Annotated in this window: 20 protein-coding genes; 16 read left to right on the forward strand and 4 right to left on the reverse strand. The window is 61.2% G+C overall.

Translation table 11 applies throughout. The features are described from left to right. The first annotated feature begins 174 nt into the window (after positions 1–174). The 11 genes from rpsF (at position 175) to DK870_RS02170 (ending at position 14,800) form a co-directional block, all read left to right on the forward strand. Positions 175–597 carry a 30S ribosomal protein S6 gene (gene rpsF, locus DK870_RS02120; RefSeq protein ID WP_003236224.1) on the forward strand — a complete coding sequence of 141 codons (423 nt, stop codon included), beginning with the start codon at positions 175–177 and terminating at the stop codon, positions 595–597. Positions 598–625: 28 nt separating this feature from the next. Then, complete coding sequence (rpsR, locus tag DK870_RS02125; RefSeq protein WP_002551829.1) at positions 626–856, forward strand: 30S ribosomal protein S18; 231 nt, start codon at positions 626–628, stop codon at positions 854–856. Positions 857–892: 36 nt separating this feature from the next. Continuing rightward, the gene (locus DK870_RS02130) at positions 893–1,786 is read left to right on the forward strand and encodes a hypothetical protein (RefSeq protein ID WP_060755096.1); all 894 of its coding nucleotides are present in this window, start codon (positions 893–895) and stop codon (positions 1,784–1,786) included. Between the two features lie 18 nt (positions 1,787–1,804). Next, positions 1,805–2,251, forward strand: a complete 447-nt coding sequence (rplI, locus tag DK870_RS02135) for a 50S ribosomal protein L9 (protein WP_003171376.1) — start codon at positions 1,805–1,807, stop codon at positions 2,249–2,251. Positions 2,252–2,361: 110 nt separating this feature from the next. Continuing rightward, entirely contained in the window at positions 2,362–3,759 is a 1,398-nt protein-coding gene (gene dnaB, locus DK870_RS02140) for a replicative DNA helicase (protein ID WP_060755095.1), read from the forward strand. 110 nt (positions 3,760–3,869) lie between these two features. Further along, positions 3,870–6,173, forward strand: a complete 2,304-nt coding sequence (locus DK870_RS02145; protein ID WP_161547772.1) for a YgiQ family radical SAM protein — start codon at positions 3,870–3,872, stop codon at positions 6,171–6,173. A gap of 211 nt (positions 6,174–6,384) precedes the next feature. After that, a complete protein-coding gene (locus tag DK870_RS02150; RefSeq protein WP_060755093.1) occupies positions 6,385–7,317 on the forward strand; it encodes a hypothetical protein in 933 nt (310 codons plus the stop codon). Then, the gene (locus tag DK870_RS02155; protein ID WP_161547773.1) at positions 7,314–7,763 is read left to right on the forward strand and encodes a hypothetical protein; all 450 of its coding nucleotides are present in this window, start codon (positions 7,314–7,316) and stop codon (positions 7,761–7,763) included. Before DK870_RS02150 ends, DK870_RS02155 begins: the two co-directional genes overlap by 4 nt. 187 nt (positions 7,764–7,950) lie before the next feature. After that, on the forward strand, positions 7,951–11,241 hold the full coding sequence (locus DK870_RS02160) for a transglutaminase family protein (protein WP_161547774.1): 3,291 nt from the start codon (positions 7,951–7,953) through the stop codon (positions 11,239–11,241). 182 nt (positions 11,242–11,423) lie between these two features. Beyond that, positions 11,424–13,910, forward strand: coding sequence for a circularly permuted type 2 ATP-grasp protein (locus DK870_RS02165; protein ID WP_161547775.1), 2,487 nt, complete (start codon positions 11,424–11,426; stop codon positions 13,908–13,910). Continuing rightward, positions 13,910–14,800: a transglutaminase family protein gene (locus tag DK870_RS02170; protein ID WP_060755089.1), complete on the forward strand. Its 891-nt coding sequence runs from the start codon at positions 13,910–13,912 to the stop codon at positions 14,798–14,800. The genes DK870_RS02165 and DK870_RS02170 overlap by 1 nt, the downstream gene beginning before the upstream one ends. 46 nt (positions 14,801–14,846) lie before the next feature. Here DK870_RS02170 and DK870_RS02175 read toward each other — a convergent pair whose 3' ends face one another. Beyond that, positions 14,847–15,029, reverse strand: coding sequence for a hypothetical protein (locus DK870_RS02175; protein WP_060755088.1), 183 nt, complete (start codon positions 15,027–15,029; stop codon positions 14,847–14,849). 332 nt (positions 15,030–15,361) lie between these two features. On the opposite strand from DK870_RS02175, the gene azu reads away from it, so the two are divergent. Further along, entirely contained in the window at positions 15,362–15,808 is a 447-nt protein-coding gene (azu, locus tag DK870_RS02180; protein WP_060755087.1) for an azurin, read from the forward strand. Positions 15,809–15,928: 120 nt separating this feature from the next. Here azu and nadE read toward each other — a convergent pair whose 3' ends face one another. The 3 genes from nadE to DK870_RS02195 all read right to left on the reverse strand — a co-directional run bounded on the left by nadE (position 15,929) and on the right by DK870_RS02195 (position 19,073). Next, positions 15,929–16,756 (reverse strand): ammonia-dependent NAD(+) synthetase, encoded by an 828-nt coding sequence (gene nadE, locus DK870_RS02185; protein WP_090367120.1) that lies wholly within the window; start codon positions 16,754–16,756, stop codon positions 15,929–15,931. Between the two features lie 3 nt (positions 16,757–16,759). Then, positions 16,760–17,974, reverse strand: a complete 1,215-nt coding sequence (gene pncB, locus DK870_RS02190) for a nicotinate phosphoribosyltransferase (RefSeq protein WP_060755085.1) — start codon at positions 17,972–17,974, stop codon at positions 16,760–16,762. 208 nt (positions 17,975–18,182) lie between these two features. Then, entirely contained in the window at positions 18,183–19,073 is an 891-nt protein-coding gene (locus tag DK870_RS02195) for a LysR family transcriptional regulator (RefSeq protein ID WP_060755084.1), read from the reverse strand. Between the two features lie 154 nt (positions 19,074–19,227). Between DK870_RS02195 and DK870_RS02200 the strand changes: the two genes are divergently transcribed. The 4 genes from DK870_RS02200 to DK870_RS02215 all read left to right on the forward strand — a co-directional run bounded on the left by DK870_RS02200 (position 19,228) and on the right by DK870_RS02215 (position 24,768). Beyond that, the gene (locus DK870_RS02200) at positions 19,228–20,718 is read left to right on the forward strand and encodes an aldehyde dehydrogenase family protein (RefSeq protein ID WP_161547776.1); all 1,491 of its coding nucleotides are present in this window, start codon (positions 19,228–19,230) and stop codon (positions 20,716–20,718) included. Between the two features lie 143 nt (positions 20,719–20,861). Next, a complete protein-coding gene (locus tag DK870_RS02205; protein WP_161547777.1) occupies positions 20,862–22,145 on the forward strand; it encodes an FAD-binding oxidoreductase in 1,284 nt (427 codons plus the stop codon). A gap of 374 nt (positions 22,146–22,519) precedes the next feature. Further along, entirely contained in the window at positions 22,520–23,653 is a 1,134-nt protein-coding gene (locus DK870_RS02210; RefSeq protein ID WP_161547778.1) for a branched-chain amino acid ABC transporter substrate-binding protein, read from the forward strand. A 200-nt stretch (positions 23,654–23,853) separates the two neighbouring features. Then, positions 23,854–24,768, forward strand: coding sequence for a branched-chain amino acid ABC transporter permease (locus DK870_RS02215; RefSeq protein WP_010213575.1), 915 nt, complete (start codon positions 23,854–23,856; stop codon positions 24,766–24,768).

Raw genomic sequence — 24,768 nt, forward strand, 5'->3', positions numbered from 1 at the left:
GATTGTTCAAATAATCACCAATCACCTTGCGCGCTTTCTCCCCCTTCTCTACAATTGCGCCCCTTGCCTTCCTGGCAGGCACCGATGTGCCTCCGTGCGGCAAGATCCATAAGTGTCATTCACTCCTTGTCTGACCGTTTTTGAGCGGCAGGCTACAACCCGTAAGGAGCATTCATGCGTCATTACGAAATCATCTTTTTGGTCCACCCGGATCAAAGCGAGCAAGTCGGCGGCATGGTTGAGCGTTACACCAAGCTGATCGAAGAAGACGGCGGCAAAATCCACCGTCTGGAAGATTGGGGCCGTCGTCAACTGGCCTACGCAATCAACAATGTTCACAAGGCTCACTACGTGATGCTGAACGTTGAGTGCACCGGCAAGGCCCTGGCCGAGCTGGAAGACAACTTCCGCTACAACGATGCAGTGATCCGTAACCTGGTCATCCGTCGCGAAGAAGCCGTTACCGGCCAATCCGAGATGCTCAAGGCTGAAGAAAACCGCAGTGAGCGCCGTGAGCGTCGCGACCGTCCTGAGCACGAAGGCGCTGATAGCGCTGACAGTGATGACAGCGACAACAGCGATAACGCTGACGAGTAATCCACGGACCTTTTAAGGAGCCTATCAAATGGCACGTTTCTTCCGTCGTCGTAAATTCTGCCGCTTCACCGCTGAAGACGTGAAAGAGATCGATTACAAAGATCTCAACACTCTGAAAGCCTACGTATCCGAGACCGGCAAAATCGTTCCAAGCCGTATCACCGGTACCAAAGCTCGTTATCAGCGTCAGCTGGCCACCGCTATCAAGCGCGCCCGCTTCCTGGCCCTGCTGGCCTACACCGACAGCCACGGCCGCTGAGACCGGGCAGTCGACAAGTAGTAAGGGATTGAATGCATGCGCGCCTTAGCTGAGTTCATCATGCGCGGCCGTGTGCAGGCCACTCTGGTAGTGGCTGGCTTTGCGGCATTGCCGTTGTTTTATTGGTTGGGTGCTGCTGCAGGCTGCCTTGTGCTCCTGCGGCGCGGTTTGAAGGACGCCGTTGGCGTTCTTGCCCTGGGATTGTTGCCGGCCTTGATCTGGTGGCTGCAATTGGGTGATCCACGGGTACTTCTGGTACTGCTGGGGTCATCGAGCCTTGCGTTGGTTTTGCGCGCAAGTGAGTCCTGGGTCCGTACGCTGCTGGTCAGCGTGGCATTGGGTTTGGTGTACTCGGTGATGCTTGGCGCGGCTTTCCGCCCACAGATCGAGGCGCTGGCACAAGAGATCGTCAAGATCCTGCCGCTGGCCCTCGGGGATATCTACCAGCAATTGTCGGTAGATGAGCGAGCGCGGTTTGTGTCACTGATTGCCCCGGTCCTGACCGGCCTGATTGCGGCATTGTTGCAGGTTGTCAGCGTTATGAGCCTGATTCTTGGGCGTTACTGGCAGGCGTTGTTGTACAACCCGGGTGGTTTTGGTCGCGAATTTCGCAGTATCAGAATCCCGACGGGGCCGGCGATGTTGCTGCTGGCGTGCATGGTTGTCGGGCCGAACTTCGGTCCTCAGATGGCCTTGCTGGCGCCGATTTGCAGCGTACCGCTGGTGTTTGCCGGACTGGCCCTGATTCATGGGCTGGTTGCGCGAAAGCGCCTGGCCAGGTTCTGGCTGGTGGGGTTGTACGTCACGCTGTTGCTGTTCATGCAGCTGATCTATCCGTTACTCGTGGTTTTGGCCATTGTCGACGGCCTGATTGATTTTCGCGGTCGTCTGGCGCCGAAAGACGCCGATAACGCGAACGGTGAAGGTTAAAAGTTAGAGGATTTTCACATGCAACTGATCCTTCTGGAAAAAGTCGCCAACCTGGGCAACCTGGGCGACAAAGTGAACGTTAAGGCCGGCTACGGTCGTAACTACCTGCTGCCATACGGCAAAGCCACCGCTGCAACCGCTGCCAACCTGGCTGCGTTTGAAGAGCGTCGTGCTGAGCTGGAAAAAGCAGCAGCAGACAAAAAAGCTTCGGCTGAAACTCGCGCTGCCCAACTGGCTGAGCTGGAAGTGACTATCACTGCCACCGCCGGTGACGAAGGCAAGCTGTTCGGTTCGATCGGCACCCACGACATCGCTGATGCACTGACCGCCTCGGGCGTTGAAGTGCAGAAGAGCGAAGTTCGTCTGCCGAACGGCACCATCCGCAACGTAGGCGAATTCGACGTAGCTGTGCACCTGCACGCTGAAGTTGAAGCCACCGTACGCGTTGTCGTGGTAGCAGCTTAAGTCGCACCTAACTGGCTGGCACCTCGTGTGCCGGGCGGTTAACATCGGGCACGATCCTGTTTACAGGTCGTGCCTTTTGTTTTTCTACAGACCCCCAATTCCAAGTGGCCATGAACGATATTTCAGCTCCTGAGCAATACGATCTGCAAACCGCTGCCCTGAAGGTGCCGCCGCATTCCATCGAGGCCGAACAGGCCGTGCTCGGTGGCTTGATGCTGGACAACAACGCCTGGGAACGCGTGCTGGATCAAGTCTCGGACGGTGATTTCTATCGGCATGACCACCGCTTGATCTTCCGCGCCATCGCCAAGCTGGCCGATCAGAACTCGCCGATCGACGTGGTAACCCTGGCCGAACAACTCGACAAGGAAGGCCAGACCTCCCAGGTTGGCGGCCTCGGTTACCTGGGTGAACTGGCGAAAAACACGCCGTCCGTCGCCAACATCAAGGCCTATGCCCAGATCGTTCGCCAGCGGGCCACTCTGCGTCAATTGATCGGTATCAGCACCGAAATCGCCGACAGTGCGTTCAACCCCGAAGGGCGTACCGCCGAAGAGATTCTGGATGAGGCCGAGCGCCAGATCTTCCAGATTGCTGAGGCACGCCCCAAGACCGGCGGCCCGGTAGGCGTCAACGAGCTGTTGACCAAGGCCATCGATCGCATCGACACCCTGTTCAATACCGATGCCGCCATTACCGGTATTTCCACCGGCTACACCGACCTCGACGAGAAAACCAGCGGCCTGCAACCTGCCGACTTGATCATCGTCGCCGGCCGTCCATCCATGGGTAAGACCACCTTTGCGATGAACCTGGTGGAAAACGCCGTGTTGCGCAGCGACAAGACCGTCCTGGTGTATTCCCTGGAGATGCCAGGCGAATCGCTGGTCATGCGGATGCTCTCGTCGCTGGGGCGTATCGACCAGACCAAGGTACGTTCCGGCCAGTTGGAAGATGACGATTGGCCACGCCTGACCTCGGCGGTCAATCTGCTCAACGATCGCAAGCTGTTCATCGACGACACCGCGGGCATCAGCCCCTCCGAGATGCGTGCGCGTACGCGGCGCCTGGTGCGTGAACACGGTGACATCGCCCTGATCATGATCGACTACCTGCAGTTGATGCAGATCCCAGGCTCCAGCGGCGACAACCGTACCAACGAGATTTCTGAAATCTCCCGGTCCTTGAAAGCCCTGGCCAAGGAATTCAACTGCCCGGTGGTGGCGCTGTCCCAGCTCAACCGCTCCCTGGAGCAACGTCCCAACAAGCGTCCGGTGAACTCCGACTTGCGCGAATCCGGAGCGATCGAGCAGGACGCCGACGTGATCATGTTCGTCTACCGCGACGAGGTGTATCACCCGGAAACCGAGCACAAGGGCATTGCCGAGATCATCATCGGCAAGCAGCGGAACGGTCCTATCGGATTTATCCGCCTGGCGTTTATCGGCAAATACACCCGCTTCGAGAACCTCGCGCCGGGTAGCTACAATTTCGACGACGACGAATAAGCCATCTGCTCAATTCCGACCGTTATCGTCGGAATTGGTCAAAATTTGTGCTATATTTCGCGCCCGCGATTTTTCATCGCAGTTTTTTCATCTCAACACCGGTCACCGTCATGCAAACAGCCAAGCCGTTATTTGACTATCCCAAGTACTGGGCCGAGTGTTTCGGTCCAGCGCCGTTCCTGCCGATGAGCAGGGGGGAGATGGATCAGCTTGGCTGGGATTCCTGCGACATCATCATCGTCACCGGTGATGCCTACGTTGACCATCCGTCGTTCGGCATGGCGATCATCGGCCGGCTGCTGGAGTCCCAGGGCTTTCGCGTCGGGATCATTGCCCAGCCGAACTGGCAGTCCAAAGACGACTTCATGAAGCTCGGCGAGCCGAACCTGTTCTTCGGCGTCGCGGCCGGCAACATGGACTCCATGATCAACCGCTACACCGCCGACAAGAAAATCCGCTCCGACGACGCCTACACTCCCGGCGGCATGGCCGGCAAGCGCCCGGACCGTGCAAGCCTGGTGTACAGCCAGCGTTGCAAGGAAGCCTATAAGCACGTGCCGATCGTGCTCGGCGGCATTGAAGCGTCCCTGCGCCGCATCGCCCACTATGACTACTGGCAGGACCGTGTGCGCAACTCGATCCTGATCGACGCCAGCGCCGATATCCTGCTGTACGGCAACGCCGAGCGGGCGATCGTCGAGGTTGCCCAGCGCCTGTCGTGGGGCCACAAGATCGAAGACATCACCGACGTACGCGGCACCGCATTCATACGCCGTGATACACCGGCGGGCTGGTACGAAGTGGACTCCACCCGTATCGACCGTCCGGGCAAGATCGACAAGATCATCAACCCGTACGTGAACACCCAGGACACCCAGGCTTGCGCCATCGAGCAGGAAAAGGGGCCGGTTGAGGATCCGACGGAGGCCAAGGTTGTGCAGATCCTGGCCAGCCCGAAGATGACCCGCGACAAGACCGTGATCCGCCTGCCCTCGGTGGAAAAGGTGCGCAACGACGCCGTGCTCTACGCCCACGCCAACCGCGTGCTGCACCTGGAGACCAACCCGGGCAACGCCCGCGCCCTGGTGCAGAAGCACGGTGAAGTGGACGTGTGGTTCAACCCGCCGCCCATCCCGATGACCACCGAAGAAATGGACTACGTGTTCGGCATGCCTTACGCACGTATCCCGCACCCGGCGTATGGCAAGGAAAAAATCCCGGCCTACGACATGATCCGTTTCTCGGTGAACATCATGCGTGGCTGCTTCGGCGGCTGCACGTTCTGCTCGATCACCGAGCACGAAGGTCGCATCATCCAGAACCGCTCCGAAGAGTCGATCATTCGCGAGATCGAAGAGATCCGCGACAAGGTTCCCGGCTTTACCGGAGTGATCTCCGACCTCGGCGGCCCGACCGCGAACATGTACCGCATCGCCTGCAAGAGCCCGGAAATCGAATCTGCGTGCCGCAAGCCATCGTGTGTGTTCCCGGGCATCTGCCCGAACCTGAACACCGACCATTCGTCGTTGATCCAGCTGTACCGCAGCGCCCGTGCATTGCCGGGTGTGAAGAAGATCCTGATCGCCTCCGGCCTGCGTTACGACCTGGCCGTCGAGTCGCCGGAGTACGTCAAGGAGTTGGTCACCCATCACGTCGGCGGCTACCTCAAGATCGCCCCGGAGCATACCGAGGAAGGTCCGCTCAACCAGATGATGAAGCCGGGCATTGGCAGCTATGACAAGTTCAAGCGCATGTTCGAGAAGTACACCAAGGAAGCGGGCAAGGAGCAGTACCTGATTCCTTACTTCATCGCGGCTCACCCCGGCACCACCGATGAAGACATGATGAACCTGGCCCTGTGGCTCAAGGGCAACGGCTTCCGCGCCGACCAGGTGCAGGCGTTCTACCCGTCACCGATGGCCACGGCCACGGCGATGTACCACTCGGGCAAGAACCCGCTGCGCAAGGTCACCTACAAGAGCGACGCGGTGACCATCGTCAAGAGCGAGGAGCAGCGCCGCCTGCACAAGGCGTTCCTGCGTTACCACGACCCGAAAGGCTGGCCGATGCTGCGTGAGGCATTGACCCGCATGGGCCGTGCCGACCTGATCGGGCCGGGCAAGGACCAACTGATCCCGCTGCATCAACCGGCTACCGACAGCTACCAGAGCGCCCGTCGCAAGAACTCGACACCGGCAGGCAGCCACAAGGTCGCCAAGGACACCACCACCAGGGTCCTGACCCAGCACACCGGCCTGCCACCGCGTGGCAGCGACGGCAGCAACCCGTGGGACAAGCGCGAGCAAGCCAAGGCCGCGGCCCAGGCGCGCAACAAGCAGGCCGCCAAGGAGCGCACCGATGCGGCCAAGGGCAAAGGCAAGAAGCCTGCCCGCAAGCCGGTCGTACCGCGTTGATCGCAGCCTGAAACGCAAAACGCCAGCCTCGTGCTGGCGTTTTGCTTTCTAGGCGTTGGGTAGCCTGTTTGTTAAGGTGTCGCCCATTGAACCGTCATCGGGGGCAAGCCCCCTCCCACATTGGATCGGGTTCACACATCAAAGGGTGGGAGGGGGCTTGCCCCCGATAGCGTCAGTCCAGTCACCCCCCTCTTTTCAAGGAAGAACACCCATGGGCAACCCCCTGGCCAGCATCGGCATGGACTTCAACCGCTCCCAGTTCATGGCCCGCCAGCGCATCGAAAGCCAGATCAACCTGCCGCGCCTGTTTGCGGCCATTGACGCCGACCCCGGCATTGTCGGCGCGGGTGTCGTGTACATCGACGCCGACTTTAATGTCGTGACCCTGCGTGAATTCAAGCCCATCTGCAGCATCAAGCCCAAGCGCGTCATTATCCGTGAGGCGCAGAAGTACATCGCGCCAGCTCAGTTTGTCGAGCAGGTGAAGACCGACCCGCGAGAAGAGCGCCTGAGGAAAGAGGTGTTCGACATGGGCTTGTCCTGCGGCGCCGCCGTGATCGGCTGGATTGTGGTGTTCAGCGGTAGCGTTGCGGTGCCGTTCACGGCGGGTGCCAGCGCTTTTGTGGTCGGCATTGGCGTGACGGCGGCGCTGGCCGGCAGTGCGCAATGTGGGTTCGGTGTAGCGCGCACCTACAACGAGATTCTTGACCCCGACGCTAACGATCGCTTGGACGATACCGAGTGGTACAACGCCGTTTCCCCCGTGCTCGATGCGGTCTCATTGGTGGGTATCGGGACCGGCGCGCTCACAACCGTGAAACTGCTCAAGGCCAACAAGGCCGCCGCGCTTGGCAAGAGTTGGTACCAGTTGCTCAAGGGCTTGAGCCGTCAGGAGCGTAAAAAGCTGACCAAGGAGCTGTTAAGCCTGCGCGATCCCAGCCTCACGCCCAAGTTGCTCAAGTTGCAGCAGCGCGCGGGCAAATTGACCAAGAGCTATACGTCCACCGAAATTCGTCACGCCACCCTCACCCAGATGAAGGATGCGCTGGGCGGCCTGCTGGGTATCGTGGGCAGCTATCGCAGCGGTAACGTGGGCACCGCCAGTACCCTGGCGATCGGCTTGTACGAGGACCTGACGGAATGAGCGGCTTTCCCGACATGGCGGCCTTCCTGCGCCGCTATTTTCCGGTTTTCATGGGCACGATCTTCATGGCGATCTTTTCCGGTTCGTCTGCTGTGTCCATGGCAGGGGTGACTTATTGGCGCGACGCTGATCCGGCGCTCAAGTCCAGCTACTCCGGGCTGCTGATCCTGCTGCTGGTAGTCGTGATCGTATTCAGCAACGTCATGATTGCGCGCGGACGCACCTGGGCCACTGGCCTGATGGCGGTTTACCTGGGCGGCTGTCTGCTGTTTGTATTGCCGATGATTCAGTATCACCTTCATGCGCTGGCTTACGGCTCGGGAGTGTTTTTCCCGCTGATGGGGTTGTTATTGCTCAACAGCAAACGCCACCGTGAAATGCGCCAGAAGCTGGTCGAGGTCCGTCACCTGCGTGAAACCATGATCGCCCAACGCAAAAACCATTGACTGGGTAGATTCGCCACCTGTCTTCGCAGGTTCGCCACAATTATGTGCGAGCCTCGCACCACGGCACTCACCTGGGCGCCGTTTTGGTGCTGTACTGCACCGGGTCCTACGATAAAGCGCAATGACCGCTGCTCTGGCATAAGTCTTGCGCGCTTTGTTTCCATGCCCTGGCTCGCAGGAGGCCGCCGTGTCGATTCATGTCGCGTTGCACCACGTCACCCATTACCGCTACGACCGTGCGGTAGAACTCGGCCCGCAGATCGTGCGTTTGCGTCCGGCGGCCCATAGCCGCACGCGGATACTGTCCTACGCGCTGAAAGTGCTGCCCGAGCAGCATTTCATCAATTGGCAGCAAGACCCCCAGGGCAATTACCTGGCGCGGCTGGTGTTCCCGGAAAAAACTGACGAGCTGCGTATCGAAGTGGACCTGGTCGCCGAGATGGCAGTGTTCAACCCGTTCGATTTTTTCCTTGAGCCCTATGCCGAAAAAATCCCTTTCAGCTACGCCGCCGACGAGCAGCGCGAGTTGGCGCCATACCTGGAAACCCTGCCGCTGACGCCGACGTTTGCCGCCTACCTGGCCGGCATCGACCGTACGCCGCTGCCGGCGGTGGACTTCCTGGTGGCGCTCAATCAGCGGTTGGCTAGCGATATCGCTTACCTGATCCGTATGGAACCCGGTGTGCAAACCCCGGAGTTCACCCTGGAAAACGCTTCCGGTTCGTGCCGCGACTCGGCCTGGCTGCTGGTGCAATTGCTGCGCAACCTCGGGCTGGCGGCACGATTTGTGTCCGGCTACCTGATCCAACTGACCGCCGACGTCAAAGCCCTCGACGGCCCGTCCGGCACCGACGTGGACTTCACCGACCTGCATGCGTGGTGCGAAGTGTATTTGCCCGGTGCAGGATGGATCGGCCTGGATGCCACTTCCGGGTTGTTCGCCGGTGAAGGTCATATTCCTTTGGCTTGTAGTCCCGACCCATCCTCTGCCGCGCCGATCAGTGGGCTGGTGGAACCGTGCGAGTGCGAATTCACCCATGAAATGTCGGTGGAGCGCATTTGGGAAGCGCCACGGGTGACCAAGCCCTACACCGAAGAGCAGTGGCTGGCGATCCAGGCGCTGGGCCGTCAGATCGACAGTGACCTGCTCAAGGATGACGTGCGCCTGACCATGGGCGGCGAGCCGACCTTTGTCTCCATCGACGACCCCGACGGTGCCGAGTGGAACACCGCCGCGCTGGGGCCGAATAAGCGGCGCCTGTCTGCCGAGCTGTTCCAGCGCATGCGCAAGCACTACGCGCCGACGGGGCTGGTGCACTTCGGGCAGGGCAAGTGGTACCCCGGCGAGCAACTGCCGCGCTGGTCGCTCAACTGTTACTGGCGCCGCGACGGGGTGCCGATCTGGCACAACCCTGCGCTGATCGCCGATGAACAGCAGGACTACGGCGCCGACGAGGCGCTGGCCGGGCGCTTCCTGGCCAGCGTCGCCGAGCGCCTCAAGCTGCCTGCGCGTTTCGTGTTCCCGGCCTTCGAAGACAACTTCTACTACCTGTGGCGCGAGGGCGCGCTGCCGCAAAACGTCACCGCCCAGGATCCGCGCCTGAGCGATGAGCTGGAGCGCGAACGCCTGCGCAAAGTCTTCAGCCAGGGCCTGGATAAAGTCATCGGCCACGTGCTGCCGCTGGCGCGCACGGCGGCCAATGATCGTTGGCAGAGCGGGCGCTGGTACTTGCGCGATAACCACTGTCGGCTGGTGCCGGGGGACTCGCCGCTCGGCTACCGCCTGCCATTGGCGTCGCAACCATGGGTGAGCGCGGCGGAGTATCCCTTCGTGCATCCGGTTGACCCCAATCAGGATCAACCGGAGCTGCCGACGCCTGCGCAACTGAAGAGTCACGACGAGCCCGCGCCTGGCGACGAGCGCGTGCCCACAGTGGATGAGTCCGCCGATTGGCTGACCCGCACCGCGCTGTGTGCTGAAGCGCGGGGCGGGCGCCTGTACCTGTTCATGCCGCCGCTGGAGCGCGTCGAGGATTACCTGGAGCTGGTGGCCGCCATCGAAGCCACCGCCGAAGAGTTGCATTGCCCCGTACTGCTGGAAGGTTACGAGCCGCCGTTTGACATGCGCCTGAGCAACTTTCGCGTCACGCCGGACCCGGGTGTGATCGAGGTCAACGTGCAACCTTCCGCCACCTGGGACGAGTTGGTGGAGCGCACCGAATTCCTCTACGAAGAGGCGCGACAAACCCGCCTGACCACCGAAAAATTCATGATCGACGGGCGCCACACCGGCACCGGTGGCGGTAACCACTTTGTCATGGGCGGCGCAACGCCCAAGGATTCACCGTTCCTGCGCCGGCCGGATCTGCTGCGCAGCCTGATCAGCTACTGGCACAACCACCCTTCGCTGTCCTACCTGTTTTCCGGGTTGTTCATCGGCCCGACCTCCCAGGCACCGCGGGTCGACGAGGCGCGTAACGACGCGCTGTACGAGCTGGAAATCGCTTTCGCCCAAATGCCGGCGCCCGGCGAAGAGTGCGCGCCGTGGCTGGTCGATCGCCTGCTGCGCAACCTGCTGATCGACGTGACGGGTAACACCCACCGCGCGGAATTCTGCATCGACAAACTTTACTCGCCCGACGGTGCCACTGGCCGCCTGGGCCTGCTGGAGCTGCGCGCTTTTGAGATGCCGCCCCATGCGCGCATGAGCTTGACTCAGCAACTGCTGCTGCGCGCCTTGGTTGCGCGTTTCTGGCGCGAACCTTATGCGCCGCCGAAACTGGCGCGCTGGGGTACCGAGCTGCATGACCGTTTCCTGTTGCCGCACTTTATCGAGCAGGACTTTGCCGATGTGATCGTCGAGCTGAATGCCGCCGGTTATCCGCTGCGTGCCGAATGGTTTGCGGCGCATCTGGCGTTTCGTTTCCCCAAGGTCGGCGACTACGCGGTCGGTGGCATCGAGCTGGAACTGCGCCAGGCCCTCGAACCCTGGCACGTGCTGGGCGAAGAGGGCGCGGCGGGCGGTACGGTGCGCTATGTGGATTCGTCGCTGGAACGCCTGCAAGTGAAACTCACCGGGTTGGCGCCGCAACGCTACCTGCTGACCTGCAACGGTATTGCGGTACCGCTGCAAGCCACCGGGCGAGTCGGTGAATTTGTCGCCGGCGTGCGTTACCGCGCCTGGCAACCGGCCAACTGCCTGCAACCGACCATCCCGGTGCATGCGCCGCTGGTGTTCGACCTGCTCGACACCTGGATGCAACGCTCCCTCGGCGGCTGCCAATACCATGTGGCCCACCCGGGCGGGCGTAATTACGACAGCTTGCCGGTGAACGCCAACGAAGCCGAGAGCCGGCGCATGGCGCGGTTTTTCCGTCTTGGCCATAGTCCGGGCAAGCTCCCTGTACCGCCGGTGGTCATCAACGATGAGTTACCGATGACCCTGGATTTGCGGCGTTTTCCCAATAAAAATGACTGACGCGGATCAACTATGAGACGGCGCTTGTGTGGCGAGGGAGCTTGCTCCCGCTGGAGTGCGAAGCGCTCCCGGGATCTCCGGGGCCGCTACGCAGCCCAGCGTGAGCAAGCTCCCTCGCCACACAAACCCTGTCCACATTAGACTGCGGTGACTTTGACCCCCTTTGCCCTGCCGAGCGTTCCATGTCCGACTTGCTCGACCGTTACCCGCTGACTGCGGGCACTTATCACGAATTGCTGGATGACAGCGGCGCGGTGCGTGCCCATTGGCAGCGCCTGCTCGACCACTTGCAACGCAGTACGCCTGCGCAACTGGCCCAGCGTCAGGCGCTGTTGACCCGGCAGATCCAGGAAAACGGCGTGACCTACAACGTCTACGCCGACCCCAAGGGCGCCGACCGCCCGTGGGAACTGGATCTGCTGCCCCATGTGCTGGCTGCCGATGAATGGCAGCACCTCGCTGCGGGGATCGCCCAGCGCGCGCGCTTGCTCAATGCCGTGCTGGCCGATCTCTACGGCCCGCAACGCTTGATCAAGGAAGGCTTGCTTCCGGCCGAGCTGGTGTTCGGGCATAACAACTTCCTGTGGCCGTGCCAGGGTATCCAGCCGCCGCAGGGGACGTTCCTGCACCTGTATGCGGTGGACCTGGCGCGTACGCCGGATGGCCGCTGGTGGGTCACCGCCGACCGCACCCAGGCGCCGTCGGGTGCGGGTTATGCCTTGGAAAACCGCACTATCGTGTCGCGTGCGTTCCCGGACCTGTACCGCGATCTGCAAGTGCAGCACCTCACCGGTTTCTTCCGCACCCTGCAGGAAACCCTGGCTCGCCAGGCGCCTGGCGATGACCAGCCGCCGCTGATTGTGTTGCTCACGCCGGGGCGCTTCAACGAAAGTTATTTCGAACATCTCTACCTTGCGCGCCAGCTCGGTTACCCGCTGGTGGAGGGCGGTGATCTCACCGTGCGTGACAGCACGGTGTTCCTCAAAACCCTCAGTGGCCTGCGCCGGGTGCACGCCATCATGCGCCGGCTGGATGACGACTTCTGCGACCCGCTGGAATTGCGCACCGACTCGGCCCTCGGCGTGCCCGGCCTGCTGGATGCGGCGCGCCAGGGCAACGTATTGGTCGCCAATGCGTTGGGCAGCGGTGTGTTGGAGTCCCCAGGCCTGCTCGGCTTTTTGCCGAAGATCAACGAGTTTTTATTTGGCGAAGCATTGATCCTGCCGTCCATCGCCACCTGGTGGTGCGGTGAGGGGCCGGTGCTCGCAAAAGCCTTGGAGAAACTCCCGGAACTGCTGATCAAACCGGCGTTTCCTTCGCAAAGTTTCACCCCGGTCTTCGGGCGTGATTTGAACGACGAACAACGCGAAGCCCTGGCCGAACGCATGCGTGCGCGACCCTATGCGTATGTCGCCCAGGAGTTGGCGCAACTGTCCCAGGCTCCGGTGTGGCATACCGTGGATGACCACCTGCAACACCGCGCCATTGGCATGCGCGTCTACGCCGTGGCGAGTGAGGAAGGTTATCGCGTGCTGCCGGGCGGGCTGACCCGCGTGGCGGCCGAGGCGGATGCCGAAGTGGTGTCGATGCAGCGCGGTGGCGCGAGCAAAGACACCTGGGTGCTCGGCGAACGCGCCGCCGGGGGCGAGCATTGGCGCGCACAGCGGGCGATCGGTGTGCATGACCTGGTGCGCCGCGATCCTTATCTGCCGTCGCGGGTGGTGGAGAACCTGTTCTGGTTTGGTCGTTATTGCGAGCGCTGTGATAACAGCGCGCGCTGGCTGCGCATCGTGTTGGCGCGCTATGTCGACGGTGACGATCCGCGGGCGTTGCAGGCGGCGGTCGAGCTGGGTGACAGCCTGCACTTGTTGCCGGAGGAGGGTGAGTTGCCTGAGCGCCTGTTGGCGGCCTTGCTGGGCGATGACTGGCCGTCGAGCCTGCGCGCCAATCTGCAGCGTTTGCAGTGGGCGGCGTCCCAGGTGCGCGGTAAGTTGTCGCGGGAAAACTGGCAGGCGTTGGTGGAGCTGCAACGCGAAGCGCTGGAGTTGGAAAGCGAAGCGCCGGACTTCGGCGAGCTGCTGGACTTCCTCAACCGTTTGGTGATGTCGCTGGCGGCGCTGTCCGGGTTTGCCCTGGACGATATGACTCGCGACGAAGGCTGGCGCTTCTTGATGATGGGGCGGCGCATCGAGCGCCTGCAATTTCTGAGCAGCAGCCTCGCGGCGTTCCTGCGCGGTATGGCGGTGTTCGATCAGGCGGGGCTGGAATGGTTGCTGGAGCTGGGTAACAGCAGCATCACCTATCGTTCTCGCTACCTGGCGGTGCCGCAATTGATTCCGGTGCTCGACTTGTTGCTGCTGGATGAGCAGAACCCCCATGCCGTGCTGTTCCAGCTCAAATTGGTGAGCCGTACCCTGCGCCGTCTCAACGATGACTTCGGGGTGCCACGGGAAACCGGCCTCGGGCCTCTGGTGGAGCGCCTGACGCGGTTTGACCTGGGCTGCCTGGAGAACCCGCTGTTCGGCGAGTCCAGCGTACGCGCCGCATTGGACGGCCTGGCCGACCTGCTGCAGGCGGTGGCCGATGAGAGTGGGCAGGTGTCGGATCGCCTGGCGTTGCGTCACTTTGCCCATGTGGATGATGTCAGCCAACAAACGGTGTCGGTGTGATGAGTGCGCGCTACCAGATTTTCCATGATACCCATTACCACTATGACAGCCCGGTGTCCCTGGCTCAGCAATTGGCACACTTGTGGCCCAGGCCCTGCGCCTGGCAGCGCTGCAGTTCGCAGCAACTGGATATCAGCCCGCAGCCGTCTTCGCGGCGGGATGAGCTGGACGTGTTCGGCAACCCGATCACCCGTCTCGCGTTCGAACGGCCTCATGACGAGCTGCTGGTGAATGCCGGGCTGACCGTAGAGGTGCTGGCGCGGCCGGCGCTGGACTTTGAGCAGTCACCCGCCTGGGATCAGACCCGTGACAGCCTGACCTACAGCAGCCAGCCGATGTCGGCGCCACTGATCGAAGCCTGCCGCTATCGCTTTGAATCGCCTTACGTGCACTTGAAGAAAACCTTCGTTGAGTTCTCCGAAAGCTGTTTCCCCCCAGGCATGCCGTTGCTGCTGGGGACGCAAGCGTTGATGGAGAAGATCTTCAGTGAGTTCACGTTCGATGCCGAAGCCACCCAGGTCGCCACGCCCCTGGTGGAAGTGCTGGAGCGCCGCCGCGGCGTCTGCCAGGACTTTGCCCACCTGATGCTCGCCTGCCTGCGCTCGCGGGGCCTGGCGGCGCGCTACATCAGCGGCTACCTGCTGACCCAGCCACCGCCGGGGCAGCCGCGTCTGATCGGCGCGGACGCGTCCCATGCCTGGGTTTCGGTGTATTGCCCGGTGTCGGGCTGGGTGGATTTCGATCCGACGAACAATGTGCAGCCGGCACTGGAGCACATCACCCTGGCCTGGGGCCGGGATTTCTCGGATGTATCGCCGTTGCGAGGGGTGATTCTGGGAGGGGGGAGCCATGACCCGGAGGTGCGGGTGACGGTGATGCCGCTGCAATGACCCTGGATTGTGGTGAGCCGGTCGGGCCTGCTCACCACAAAGCAATTTATTGCGCCGGATCCTTTGGTGTTTCAGCCTCGTCGTTCGTCTCTTCACCATCCACATCATGGTTCAGCGCGTTCGCTTCTCCTTCTGCGGCGGCTTTCTTGCGTTGCAGTTTTTCCTCTTTCTTCTGCTCCTTGGCCAAGTCTCTCTGACGTTTGGCGAAGGAGTAATTAGGTTTGGCCATGGGCGATCCTCTAGGGTCGAAGGTGAGGGTGGCGGCGCTCGGCTGCCTTGGGCTGCCATGGTAGCAGCTTAGCCGCGCGCTTGGCCTTCACTTACCGCAGGCGTAGGCCGCGAACAGGCCTTTGAACAATTGATTGAGGTGCATGGCTCGGACTCCGTTGGGTGATGGGCCGATCATAGACAGGTCGTAGTACTTTGGCTGGTAGATTGTGTTGATACGGCTGATAGCCTAAAGTTGTATACAATCTGTTGATTCAGATCATAAGAATTCCTGCCTGCTTGAGGCACCCTTGTCGCAATCCGCGTTTTTTAAACCCTGCCTTGGAGATTCACATGTTTGCCAAACTCGTTGCTGTTTCCCTGCTGACTCTGGCGAGCGGCCAGTTGCTTGCTGCAGAGTGCAAGGTCACCGTCGACTCCACTGATCAAATGTCCTTTAACACCAAGGCCATTGAAATCGACAAAAGCTGCAAGACATTCACCGTCGAGCTGACCCACTCCGGCAGCTTGCCGAAAAACGTCATGGGCCATAACTGGGTGCTGAGTTCCGCTGCCGACATGCCAGGTATCGCCAGCGACGGCATGGCCGCCGGTCTCGACAAGAACTACCTGAAAGACGGCGACACCCGCATCATCGCCCACACCAAGATCATCGGTGCCGGCGAGAAAGACTCGGTGACCTTCGATGTGTCGAAGCTGGCAGCGGGTACCGACTATGCGTTCTTCTGCTCGTTCCCGGGCCACATCTCGATGATGAAAGGCACTGTGACCGTCAAGTAAGACCGCGTCATCGTTCATCGGGGGCAAGCCCCTCCCACAGGTTGGAATGCATTCCAAGTGTGGGAGGGGGCTTGCCCCCGATGACATTCTGCAAATCAACCCAACACTATCGAGTTCGCCTCAAGGCGCAAACGGCATCACCCGCTTGTGCTCGGTCTTGCGATACGTATCGCAAATGATCTTGAACGCTTCCTCACGTACCGGCTCGCCGTGCAGGAACGCATCGATCTCGGCATAGGTCACGCCGTGGGACGCCTCGTCCGGCTTGCCCGGTGACAGGTCTTCCAGGTCGGCCGTCGGCACCTTCTCCACCAACGACTCCGGCGCGCCAAAGTGCCGCGCAATCGCTCGCACCTGATGCTTTACCAGCCCGCTCAGCGGTGCCAGGTCACAGGCCCCGTCACCGAACTTGGTGAAAAAGCCCATGACCGCTTCCGCCGCATGGTCAGTGCCGATTACCAGCCCACCCGTAGCCCCCGCGATGGTGTATTGCGCGACCATGCGCATGCGCGCCTTGGTGTTGCCCAGTACGAAATCGCGGGAGACTGCCGCCTTGCCTTCAAACGCCGCCACTTCATTGGCCAGGGATTTCACTGCCGGGCCGATGTTCACGGTGTGGCGCTCGTCCGGCTCGATAAAGTCCACCGAAGCCTGGGCATCGTGTTCGTCGAACTGGGTTTCGTAAGGCAGGCGCACTGCGATAAAGCGGTAGGCTTGGTCACCGGTGGTGGCGCGCAGCTCCTTCATCGCGCGCTGGGCCAGGAGGCCCGCGGTCAGCGAGTCGACGCCGCCGCTGATGCCCAGCACCAACGTCTTGAGCCCGGAATTGCGCAGGCAATCCTGGATAAAAGCCACGCGGCGAGCCACTTCGGCCTCAAGGGCGGCCGGGTCTTTGAACGGCGCTTGGACCTTGAGCTGCTGCGCAATCTCACGCTGTACGGCTTGCATGATTCACTCCTTGCTGGATAGGGCAGGTACTTTGAAAACGTGACGCAAATAGGCGACGAAATTCGGGTCGGTGCAATGGGTCTTGCCCGCCTCATCAGAGATCTTCGCCACCGGCTGGCCATTGCAGGCCGTCATTTTAAGCACGATGCTCATCGGCTCAACCCCTGGGATATCACAGGTCAGGTTGGTGCCGATGCCGAAGCTCACATTGATCCGACCGCGCAGCGCTCGGAATATCTCCAGGGCCTTGGGCAGTGTCAGGCTGTCGGAGAACACCAGGGTCTTGCTCATCGGCTCGATACCGAGCTTGTGGTAGTGGGCGATGGCTTTCTCGGCCCACTGCACGGGGTCGCCGGAGTCGTGGCGCAGGCCGTCGAACAGCTTGGCGAAGTACAAATCGAAGTCGCCGAGGAACGCATCGGTGGTGATGCAATCGGTCAGGGCAATGCCCAGCAGGCCACGGTATTCGCGGACCCAGCAGTCGAGCGCGGCGATCTGGCTGTCGATCAGGCGCGGGCCGAGCTGCTGATGCGCCATGATCCACTCGTGAGCCATGGTGCCCAGGGGTTTCATGCCCAGCTCGCGGGCCAGGTGCACGTTGCTGGTGCCGACGAATCGACCGGGGAAGTCATGCTTGAGCACATTGACCACTTCTTCCTGCACCCGGTACGAGAAGCGTCGACGCGTGCCGAAGTCGGCCACCTGCAACTCCGACAGCTCGTCGCTGCTGGCGTTGTCGGTGAGCCAGTCGAACTTGCGATACAGCTGCTCGCGGGCCTGTTCCAGGATCACGGTCTGGTAGCGGTAGCGGTTACGTACTTCGCTGACGATGGCCAGCATCGGCACTTCAAACAGGATCACATGCAGCCACGGCCCGCGCAGGCGGATGAACAACTCGCCGTTCTCGATGCCGGTTTGCACGTAACGCAGGTTGAAGCGGAACAACCCGAGAAAACGCAGGAAGTCCGGCTTCATGAAGCTGATGCGCTCCAGGAAACTCAGTTGGTCAGCGCTCAGGCTCAGTTCGGCGAGACGCTCGATCTGGTAGCGGATTTCTGCCAGGTACGGGCGCAGGTCTTCGCTGTTACGGCAACGGAATTCCCATTCAACTTCCACGTTGGGGTAGTTGTGCAGCACCGCCTGCATCATGGTCAGCTTGTAGAAGTCGGTGTCGAGCAGGTTCTGCACGATGCGATCGGCAAACACACTCTCGCTCATTATGGGAATCTCCAGACGGGTCGGCGAGGGGCGCCGGCCGTTACGCACGATTAAGGAATGGCGCTAGTGGCGCATAGACCCATGGGGTTTTGCCAGTGATTTTTTCGGGTGTGACGACTGGCCTCATCGGGAGCAAGCCCCCTTCCACAGGTTGGAATGCATTCCAAGTGTGGGAGGGGGGTTGCTCCCGATTGCGGTATCCCGGGTACTAAGCCACTTGCTCCATCATCCATTTCACGAATTCGCGTACCTTGGGCACCTCTGCCGAGTGCTCGGGATAAGCCAGGTAATACGCGTCCTGGCTTGGCATCGCATGCTGCCAGGGAATCACCAGCTTGCCCTCGGCCAGCTCTTCCTCCACCAGAAACCGCGGCAGCAGCGCCACGCCACAGCCCACCTGTGCCGCACGAATGCACATATAGAAGGTGTCGAAACGCGGCCCGTGGTAGCTGTGTTCGGTCTGGTAGCCTTGGCTCGCGAACCAGTCGTGCCAGCCTTGGGGGCGTGAGGCGTTTTGCAGCAGTACCAGCTCGCTCAGTTGGGTCGGATCGCTGAACGGCTTGGCCGGCAGGCTCTCCGGCGCGCACACCGGCACCAATTCCTCGCTGAACAGTTTCAGGCTCTCGGTGCCGGCGCGTGAGCCCTGGCCGAAGTAAAAGGCCATGTCCGCCTTGCCTTGCAGCAGTTCATCGGGGGCTTGCTCGTTGCACAGGTCGAGGTGGATCTGCGGGTGACGCAAACGCCAGCCCTTGAGGCGTGGCACCAGCCAGCGTGCGCCAAAGGTGTACGGCGTGGACACGCGCAATACCTCGGTCTCGCCGCCGTAGGAACGCAGGTAATGGGTGGACATCTCCACCTGCGTGAGGATCTTGCGCACTTCCACCAGGTACAGATCCCCTGCCGGCGTCATCTGCAGGCGGCGGCGTACTCGGCGGAACAGCAGGTGTTGCAGCAGTTCTTCCAGTTGCGCCACTTGCTTGCTCACCGCGCTCTGCGTGAGGTTCAACTCCTCGGCGGCGCGGGTGAAGCTCAAATGGCGGGTGGCGGCTTCGAAACACTGCAGGGCGGTGATCGAAGGCAAATGTCTTTTGTTCAGCACGGCACGCCTCGTCTGATGCTTTGCATGAATAAACGGAATGATATCTCGCCTAATCGTCGTTTGTTGGCAAGTCTTGGGCCAGCTACAAATAAGCTCTGGATCGCCGTGCTGGGCGCGGCGCGAATTTTCTGTCTGCAGATTGAAGGAGCGACCCATGGTTGCCGCATTGCTTGATCGCCTCGGGGTAGACCCGGCGTTGTACCAGTCGGGTAAACAACCCGTGCATTCGCCGATTGATGGCAGCCGTATCGGCAGCGTGCATTGGGAAGGTGCCGCCGAGGTGGAGCAACAGGTCAGTCGCGCCGAGCATGCATTCGAAGCCTGGCGCAAGGTGCCGGCCCCGCGTCGTGGCGAGCTGGTGCGCCAGTTCGGCGACGTGCTGCGCGAATACAAGGCCGACCTGGGCGAACTGGTGTCCTGGGAAGCGGGCAAGATCACCCAGGAAGGCTTGGGTGAAGTACAGGAAATGATCGACATCTGCGATTTCGCCGTCGGCCTGTCCCGCCAGCTGTACGGCTTGACCATTGCCTCCGAGCGCCCCGGCCACCACATGCGTGAAACCTGGCACCCGCTGGGTGTAGTCGGAGTGATCAGCGCGTTCAACTTCCCGGTGGCGGTGTGGGCGTGGAACACGGCCCTGGCGTTGGTGTGCGGTAACGCGGTGATCTGGAAACCATCAGAAAAGACCCCGCTCACCGCCCTGGCCTGCCAGGCGCTGTTCGAGCGCGTGCTGAAGCATTTCAACGATGCGCCGCCGTACCTGAGCCAAGTCATCATCGGTGGCCGCGATGCTGGCGCCGCGTTGGTGGATGACCCGCGCGTGGCTCTGATCAGCGCTACCGGCAGCACCCGCATGGGCCGCGAAGTGGCGCCCAAAGTCGCCGCACGCTTTGCCCGCAGCATTCTCGAACTGGGCGGCAACAACGCGATGATCCTCGGTCCGAGCGCCGACCTGGACATGGCCGTGCGCGCCATCCTGTTCAGTGCGGTCGGCACCGCCGGCCAGCGTTGCACCACCTTGCGCCGCCTGATCGCCCATGAGTCGGTCAAGGAAGAAATCGTCACCCGCCTCAAGGCTGCCTATGCCAAAGTGCGCATCGGCCACCCGCTGGAAGGCAACCTGATCGGCCCGCTGATTGATAAACACAGCTTTGAAAATATGCAGGACGCGCTGGAGCAGGCCCTGAGCGAAGGCGGCAAGGTGTTCGGCGGCAAGCGTCAGTTGGAGGACAAGTTCCCCAACGCCTATTACGTATCGCCTGCCATCGTGGAAATGCCCGAGCAGAGCGACGTGGTGTGCAGCGAAACCTTTGCGCCGATCCTGTATGTGATCGGCTACAGCGACTTCAACGAGGCCCTGCGCCTGAACAACGCCGTGCCGCAAGGGTTGTCGTCGTGCATCTTCACCACGGATGTCCGTGAAGCCGAACAGTTCATGTCGGCGGTGGGCAGTGATTGCGGGATCGCCAACGTCAACATCGGCCCGAGCGGCGCGGAAATCGGCGGCGCGTTTGGCGGTGAGAAAGAAACCGGCGGCGGGCGTGAGTCGGGTTCGGATGCGTGGCGCGGCTATATGCGTCGCCAGACCAACACCGTGAACTACTCGCTGGAATTGCCGTTGGCACAGGGCATCACCTTCGACTGATGATGATCGTTCCCACGCTCCGCGTGGGAATGCATCCTGTGACGCTCCGCGTCACGACCTGAAGCGGGCGCGCAGCGCCCAGTGCTACATTCCCACGCAGAGCGTGGGAACGAGCGGTGGTGAATTCATCCCGGAGTCTGGCAATGGCACTACGCGAAACATGTTTATGGGAATACCTCACCCCCGGCCGGCCGGATCGTGCCGCGCTCAAGGGCGAGGTCAAGGTGGATGTGTGTGTGATCGGCGCCGGGATCACGGGTTTGTCGGCCGCCATTCACTTGCTGGAACAGGGTAAGAGCGTTGCTGTGCTGGAGGCCCATCGCACCGGCCATGGTGGTTCGGGGCGTAACGTCGGGTTGGTCAACGCCGGTTTGTGGATTCCTCCGGACGAAATCGAAGCCGGTTTCGGCGAAGCGGTAGGCAGCCAGCTCAACCGCATGCTGGGCGCAGCACCGTCCCTGGTGTTCAGCCTGGTCGACAAATACAACATCGATTGCCAATTGCGTCGCGAGGGCACCTTGCACATGGCGCACAACGCGCGTGGCGAGGCGGATCTGCGCAGTCGTGAAGAACAATGGAAGCGCCGTGGCGCGCCGGTTGAGCTGCTCACCGGGCAGGCGTGCGAGCAGGCTACGGGCACCCGCAAGATTGCCGCCGCGCTGCTGGATCGGCGTGCTGGCACCTTGAATCCAATGGCCTATACCACCGGATTGGCGAATGCCGCGGTTGGCCTGGGTGGGCAGTTGTTCGACCATTCGCCGGTCACCCAGCTCGAGCGCCAAGGTTCACACTGGTCGGTGCAGACCGCGCAGGGCTCTGTGCAGGCTGCGCAGGTGGTGATCGCCTCCAATGCCTACACCGAAGGTGAGTGGACTGAGCTGCGGCGCAATTTTTTCCCCGGCTACTACTATCAGGTCGCCTCCGCGCCGCTGACTGACGCCGCCGCCGAGCAGATTCTGCACGGTGGGCAAGGTTCATGGGACACCCGCCAGGTGTTGAGCAGTATCCGCCGCGACGCCGACGGCCGCCTGTTGCTCGGCAGCCTGGGCAACGGCAATCAGAAGCCGGCCTGGTTCCTCAAGGCGTGGGCCGATCGGGTGCAGCAGCATTACTTCCCGTACCTCAAATCGGTGCAGTGGGAATACACCTGGACTGGCTGTATTGCCTTCACCCCGGACCATTTGATGCGCCTGTTCGAGCCTGCGCCGGGCCTGGTGGCCGTCACGGGTTATAACGGGCGTGGCGTGACCACCGGTAGCGTGGTCGGCAAGGCGTTCGCCGACTATTTATGCCACCAGGATCCCCAGGCGTTGCCGATTCCTTTTGCGCCGATGCAGCCGTTGGTCGGGGTGGGCCTGCGCAGTTGCCTGTATGAGGCCGGATTCTCGCTGTATCACGCGGGGCAGTGCCTGCGGATCGTGATCTGATCGGCGAGATACCTGTCAAAAGCCTGCATTTTCTTAGCCGGCTACTAATCTGTATTGGTGCAAGTCGTAGCAATCGCGCACTGTAAATGTGCAGTTCCGTTACGCACGTTGTTACAGGTGTAGGAACTGTCGTTTATCCGTCTGGTTGCAGGTGCGACCTGCTCGGGTTGTACTTTTTGCGGTGGAAGGTTGCACCTCCTGACGCTAGACGGTTGCACGTCCTGGCGAAAGGCGGCGAAACACCCGTGATAACAATGACACCGTGTCTTTTTGAAGAATAAAAACGTAATGGCACGCGCCTTGCTCTGGGCTTTCAGTGGAAAGTTTGAATGCAAGTTGTCGTGCCATAAATCAAAAATATCGGAGCACCACTCATGTCCCAGACGTTTTACAAGAAAGGTTTCCTGGCTCTCGCCGTCGCAGCGGCGCTGGGTGTTTCTACGTTTGTTCAAGCTGATGTGAAGATTGGCGTGGCCGGCCCGATGACGGGTGCCAACGCAGCTTTCGGTGAGCAGTACATGAAGGGTGCCCAAGCGGCGGCCGATGTGATCAACAAGGCGGGCGGTATCAACGGCGAACAGATCAAGCTGGTCGCCGGTGACGACGCCTGTGAACCCAAGCAGGCCGTGGCCGTGGCCAACCGCCTGGCGGACCAGGATAAAGTGATCGGCGTGGTCGGGCACTTCTGCTCGTCCAACACCATCCCGGCCTCCGAGGTCTACGACGAAGCGGGCATCATCGCGATCACCCCAGGCTCCACCAACCCACAAGTGACCGAACGCGGCCTGGGCGCCATGTTCCGCATGTGCGGGCGGGACGACCAGCAAGGTATCGTCGCCGGCGACTACATCGTCGACGTGCTCAAGGGCAAGAAAGTCGCAGTCATCAACGACAAGGACACCTACGGCAAGGGCCTGGCCGACGCTACCTCCGCCCAGTTGACCAAGCGCGGCGTGAAGCCTGTGCTGGAAGAGGGCCTGACCCGTGGCGAGAAAGACTTCAGCGCCCTGGTGACCAAGATCCGCTCCCTGGACGCCGACGTTGTGTACTTCGGCGGCCTGCACCCGGAAGCCGGTCCTTTGGTTCGTCAGATTCGTGAAGCGGGCCTCAAAGCCAAGTTCATGTCCGATGACGGCGTAGTGACCGACGAACTGGCGAAAACAGCCGGTGGCAACCAGTACGTAGACGGCGTGCTCATGACATTCGGCGCCGATCCGCGCTTGCTGCCTGACAGCAAGGCCGTGGTGGATGAGTTCCGTAAGGCCGGTTACGAGCCTGAAGGCTACACCCTGTACGCCTATGCCTCGATCCAGGCCCTGGCCGCCGGTTTCAACGGTGCCAAGTCCAACAAGGGCGAAGACGCCGCCAAGTGGCTCAAGGCTCACCCGGTGAAAACCGTCATGGGCGAAAAAGCCTGGGATGCCAAGGGCGACCTGAAGGTCTCCGACTACGTGGTTTACGAGTGGGATAAAGACGGCAAATACCACCAGCTGGAAAAACAGAAGTAAGCATTAGCACCACAGCTCCAATGTGGGAGGGGGCTTGCTCCCGATCGCGGTGTGTCAGTCAGCCTGTTCAAACCTGATCCACCGCCATCGGGAGCAAGCCCCTCTCACAGGGGAGTGGTGTTGTCATCAAGATCTGTCTTTTCCTCCAGAAGTGCCGCACACCCACCGGTGTGCAGGTGCTCACCGCGTGAGATTGCGTTATGGATGGTATTTTCCTGCAGCAACTGGTCAACGGCCTGACCCTCGGGTCGGTCTATGGCCTGATCGCCATCGGCTACACAATGGTCTATGGCATCATTGGCATGATCAACTTCGCCCACGGCGAGGTTTATATGATTTCCGCTTACCTCGCGGCGATCAGTCTGGCACTGCTGGCTTACTTCGGCATCGAATCCTTTCCGCTGCTCATTCTCGGCACCTTGATCTTCACCGTGGTCGTCACCGGCGTGTACGGTTGGGTCATCGAGCGTGTCGCCTACAAACCCCTGCGTAACTCCACCCGCCTGGCACCGCTGATCAGCGCTATCGGCATCTCCCTGATCCTGCAGAACTACGCGCAGATCGCCCAGGGCGCCAAGCAACAAGGTATTCCCACCCTGCTGGCCGGGGCCTGGCGTGTCGACATCGGCAGCGGGTTCGTCCAGCTCACGTACACCAAGGTCTTCATCCTGGTCGCCGCCTTCGCGGGCATGGCCCTGCTGACCTATGTGATCAAGTACACCAAGCTCGGCCGCATGTGCCGCGCCACCCAGCAAGACCGCAAGATGGCCTCGATCCTGGGCATCAACACCGACCGGGTGATCTCCTACGTGTTCGTCATCGGCGCCGCCATGGCCGCGCTGGCCGGCGTGCTGATCACGCTCAATTACGGCACCTTCGACTTCTATGCCGGCTTCATCATCGGCATCAAGGCGTTCACCGCAGCGGTACTCGGCGGCATCGGCTCCCTGCCTGGGGCGATGCTGGGCGGGATCATCCTCGGTATCTCCGAGTCGTTGTTCTCGGGGTTGATCAACTCTGACTACAAAGACGTGTTCAGTTTCTCCCTGCTGGTGGTGATTCTGATTTTCCGTCCTCAGGGCCTGCTTGGTCGCCCACTTGTGGCGAAGGTGTAA

It is taken from the genome of Pseudomonas sp. Q1, from assembly GCF_009935975.1.
Lineage (GTDB): Bacteria > Pseudomonadota > Gammaproteobacteria > Pseudomonadales > Pseudomonadaceae > Aquipseudomonas > Aquipseudomonas palleroniana.

Coding starts and splice junctions, on each gene's coding strand:
- DK870_RS02205 (WP_161547777.1), top strand. CDS start 20,862: ATGGCACTACGCGAAACATGTTTATGGGAATACCTCACCCCCGGCCGG.
- pncB (WP_060755085.1), bottom strand. CDS start 17,974: ATGAGCGAGAGTGTGTTTGCCGATCGCATCGTGCAGAACCTGCTCGAC.
- DK870_RS02165 (WP_161547775.1), top strand. CDS start 11,424: ATGTCCGACTTGCTCGACCGTTACCCGCTGACTGCGGGCACTTATCAC.
- rpsF (WP_003236224.1), top strand. CDS start 175: ATGCGTCATTACGAAATCATCTTTTTGGTCCACCCGGATCAAAGCGAG.
- DK870_RS02215 (WP_010213575.1), top strand. CDS start 23,854: ATGGATGGTATTTTCCTGCAGCAACTGGTCAACGGCCTGACCCTCGGG.
- DK870_RS02145 (WP_161547772.1), top strand. CDS start 3,870: ATGCAAACAGCCAAGCCGTTATTTGACTATCCCAAGTACTGGGCCGAG.
- nadE (WP_090367120.1), bottom strand. CDS start 16,756: ATGCAAGCCGTACAGCGTGAGATTGCGCAGCAGCTCAAGGTCCAAGCG.
- azu (WP_060755087.1), top strand. CDS start 15,362: ATGTTTGCCAAACTCGTTGCTGTTTCCCTGCTGACTCTGGCGAGCGGC.
- dnaB (WP_060755095.1), top strand. CDS start 2,362: ATGAACGATATTTCAGCTCCTGAGCAATACGATCTGCAAACCGCTGCC.
- DK870_RS02155 (WP_161547773.1), top strand. CDS start 7,314: ATGAGCGGCTTTCCCGACATGGCGGCCTTCCTGCGCCGCTATTTTCCG.
- DK870_RS02200 (WP_161547776.1), top strand. CDS start 19,228: ATGGTTGCCGCATTGCTTGATCGCCTCGGGGTAGACCCGGCGTTGTAC.
- DK870_RS02130 (WP_060755096.1), top strand. CDS start 893: ATGCGCGCCTTAGCTGAGTTCATCATGCGCGGCCGTGTGCAGGCCACT.
- DK870_RS02150 (WP_060755093.1), top strand. CDS start 6,385: ATGGGCAACCCCCTGGCCAGCATCGGCATGGACTTCAACCGCTCCCAG.
- DK870_RS02170 (WP_060755089.1), top strand. CDS start 13,910: ATGAGTGCGCGCTACCAGATTTTCCATGATACCCATTACCACTATGAC.
- rplI (WP_003171376.1), top strand. CDS start 1,805: ATGCAACTGATCCTTCTGGAAAAAGTCGCCAACCTGGGCAACCTGGGC.
- DK870_RS02210 (WP_161547778.1), top strand. CDS start 22,520: ATGTCCCAGACGTTTTACAAGAAAGGTTTCCTGGCTCTCGCCGTCGCA.
- rpsR (WP_002551829.1), top strand. CDS start 626: ATGGCACGTTTCTTCCGTCGTCGTAAATTCTGCCGCTTCACCGCTGAA.
- DK870_RS02175 (WP_060755088.1), bottom strand. CDS start 15,029: ATGGCCAAACCTAATTACTCCTTCGCCAAACGTCAGAGAGACTTGGCC.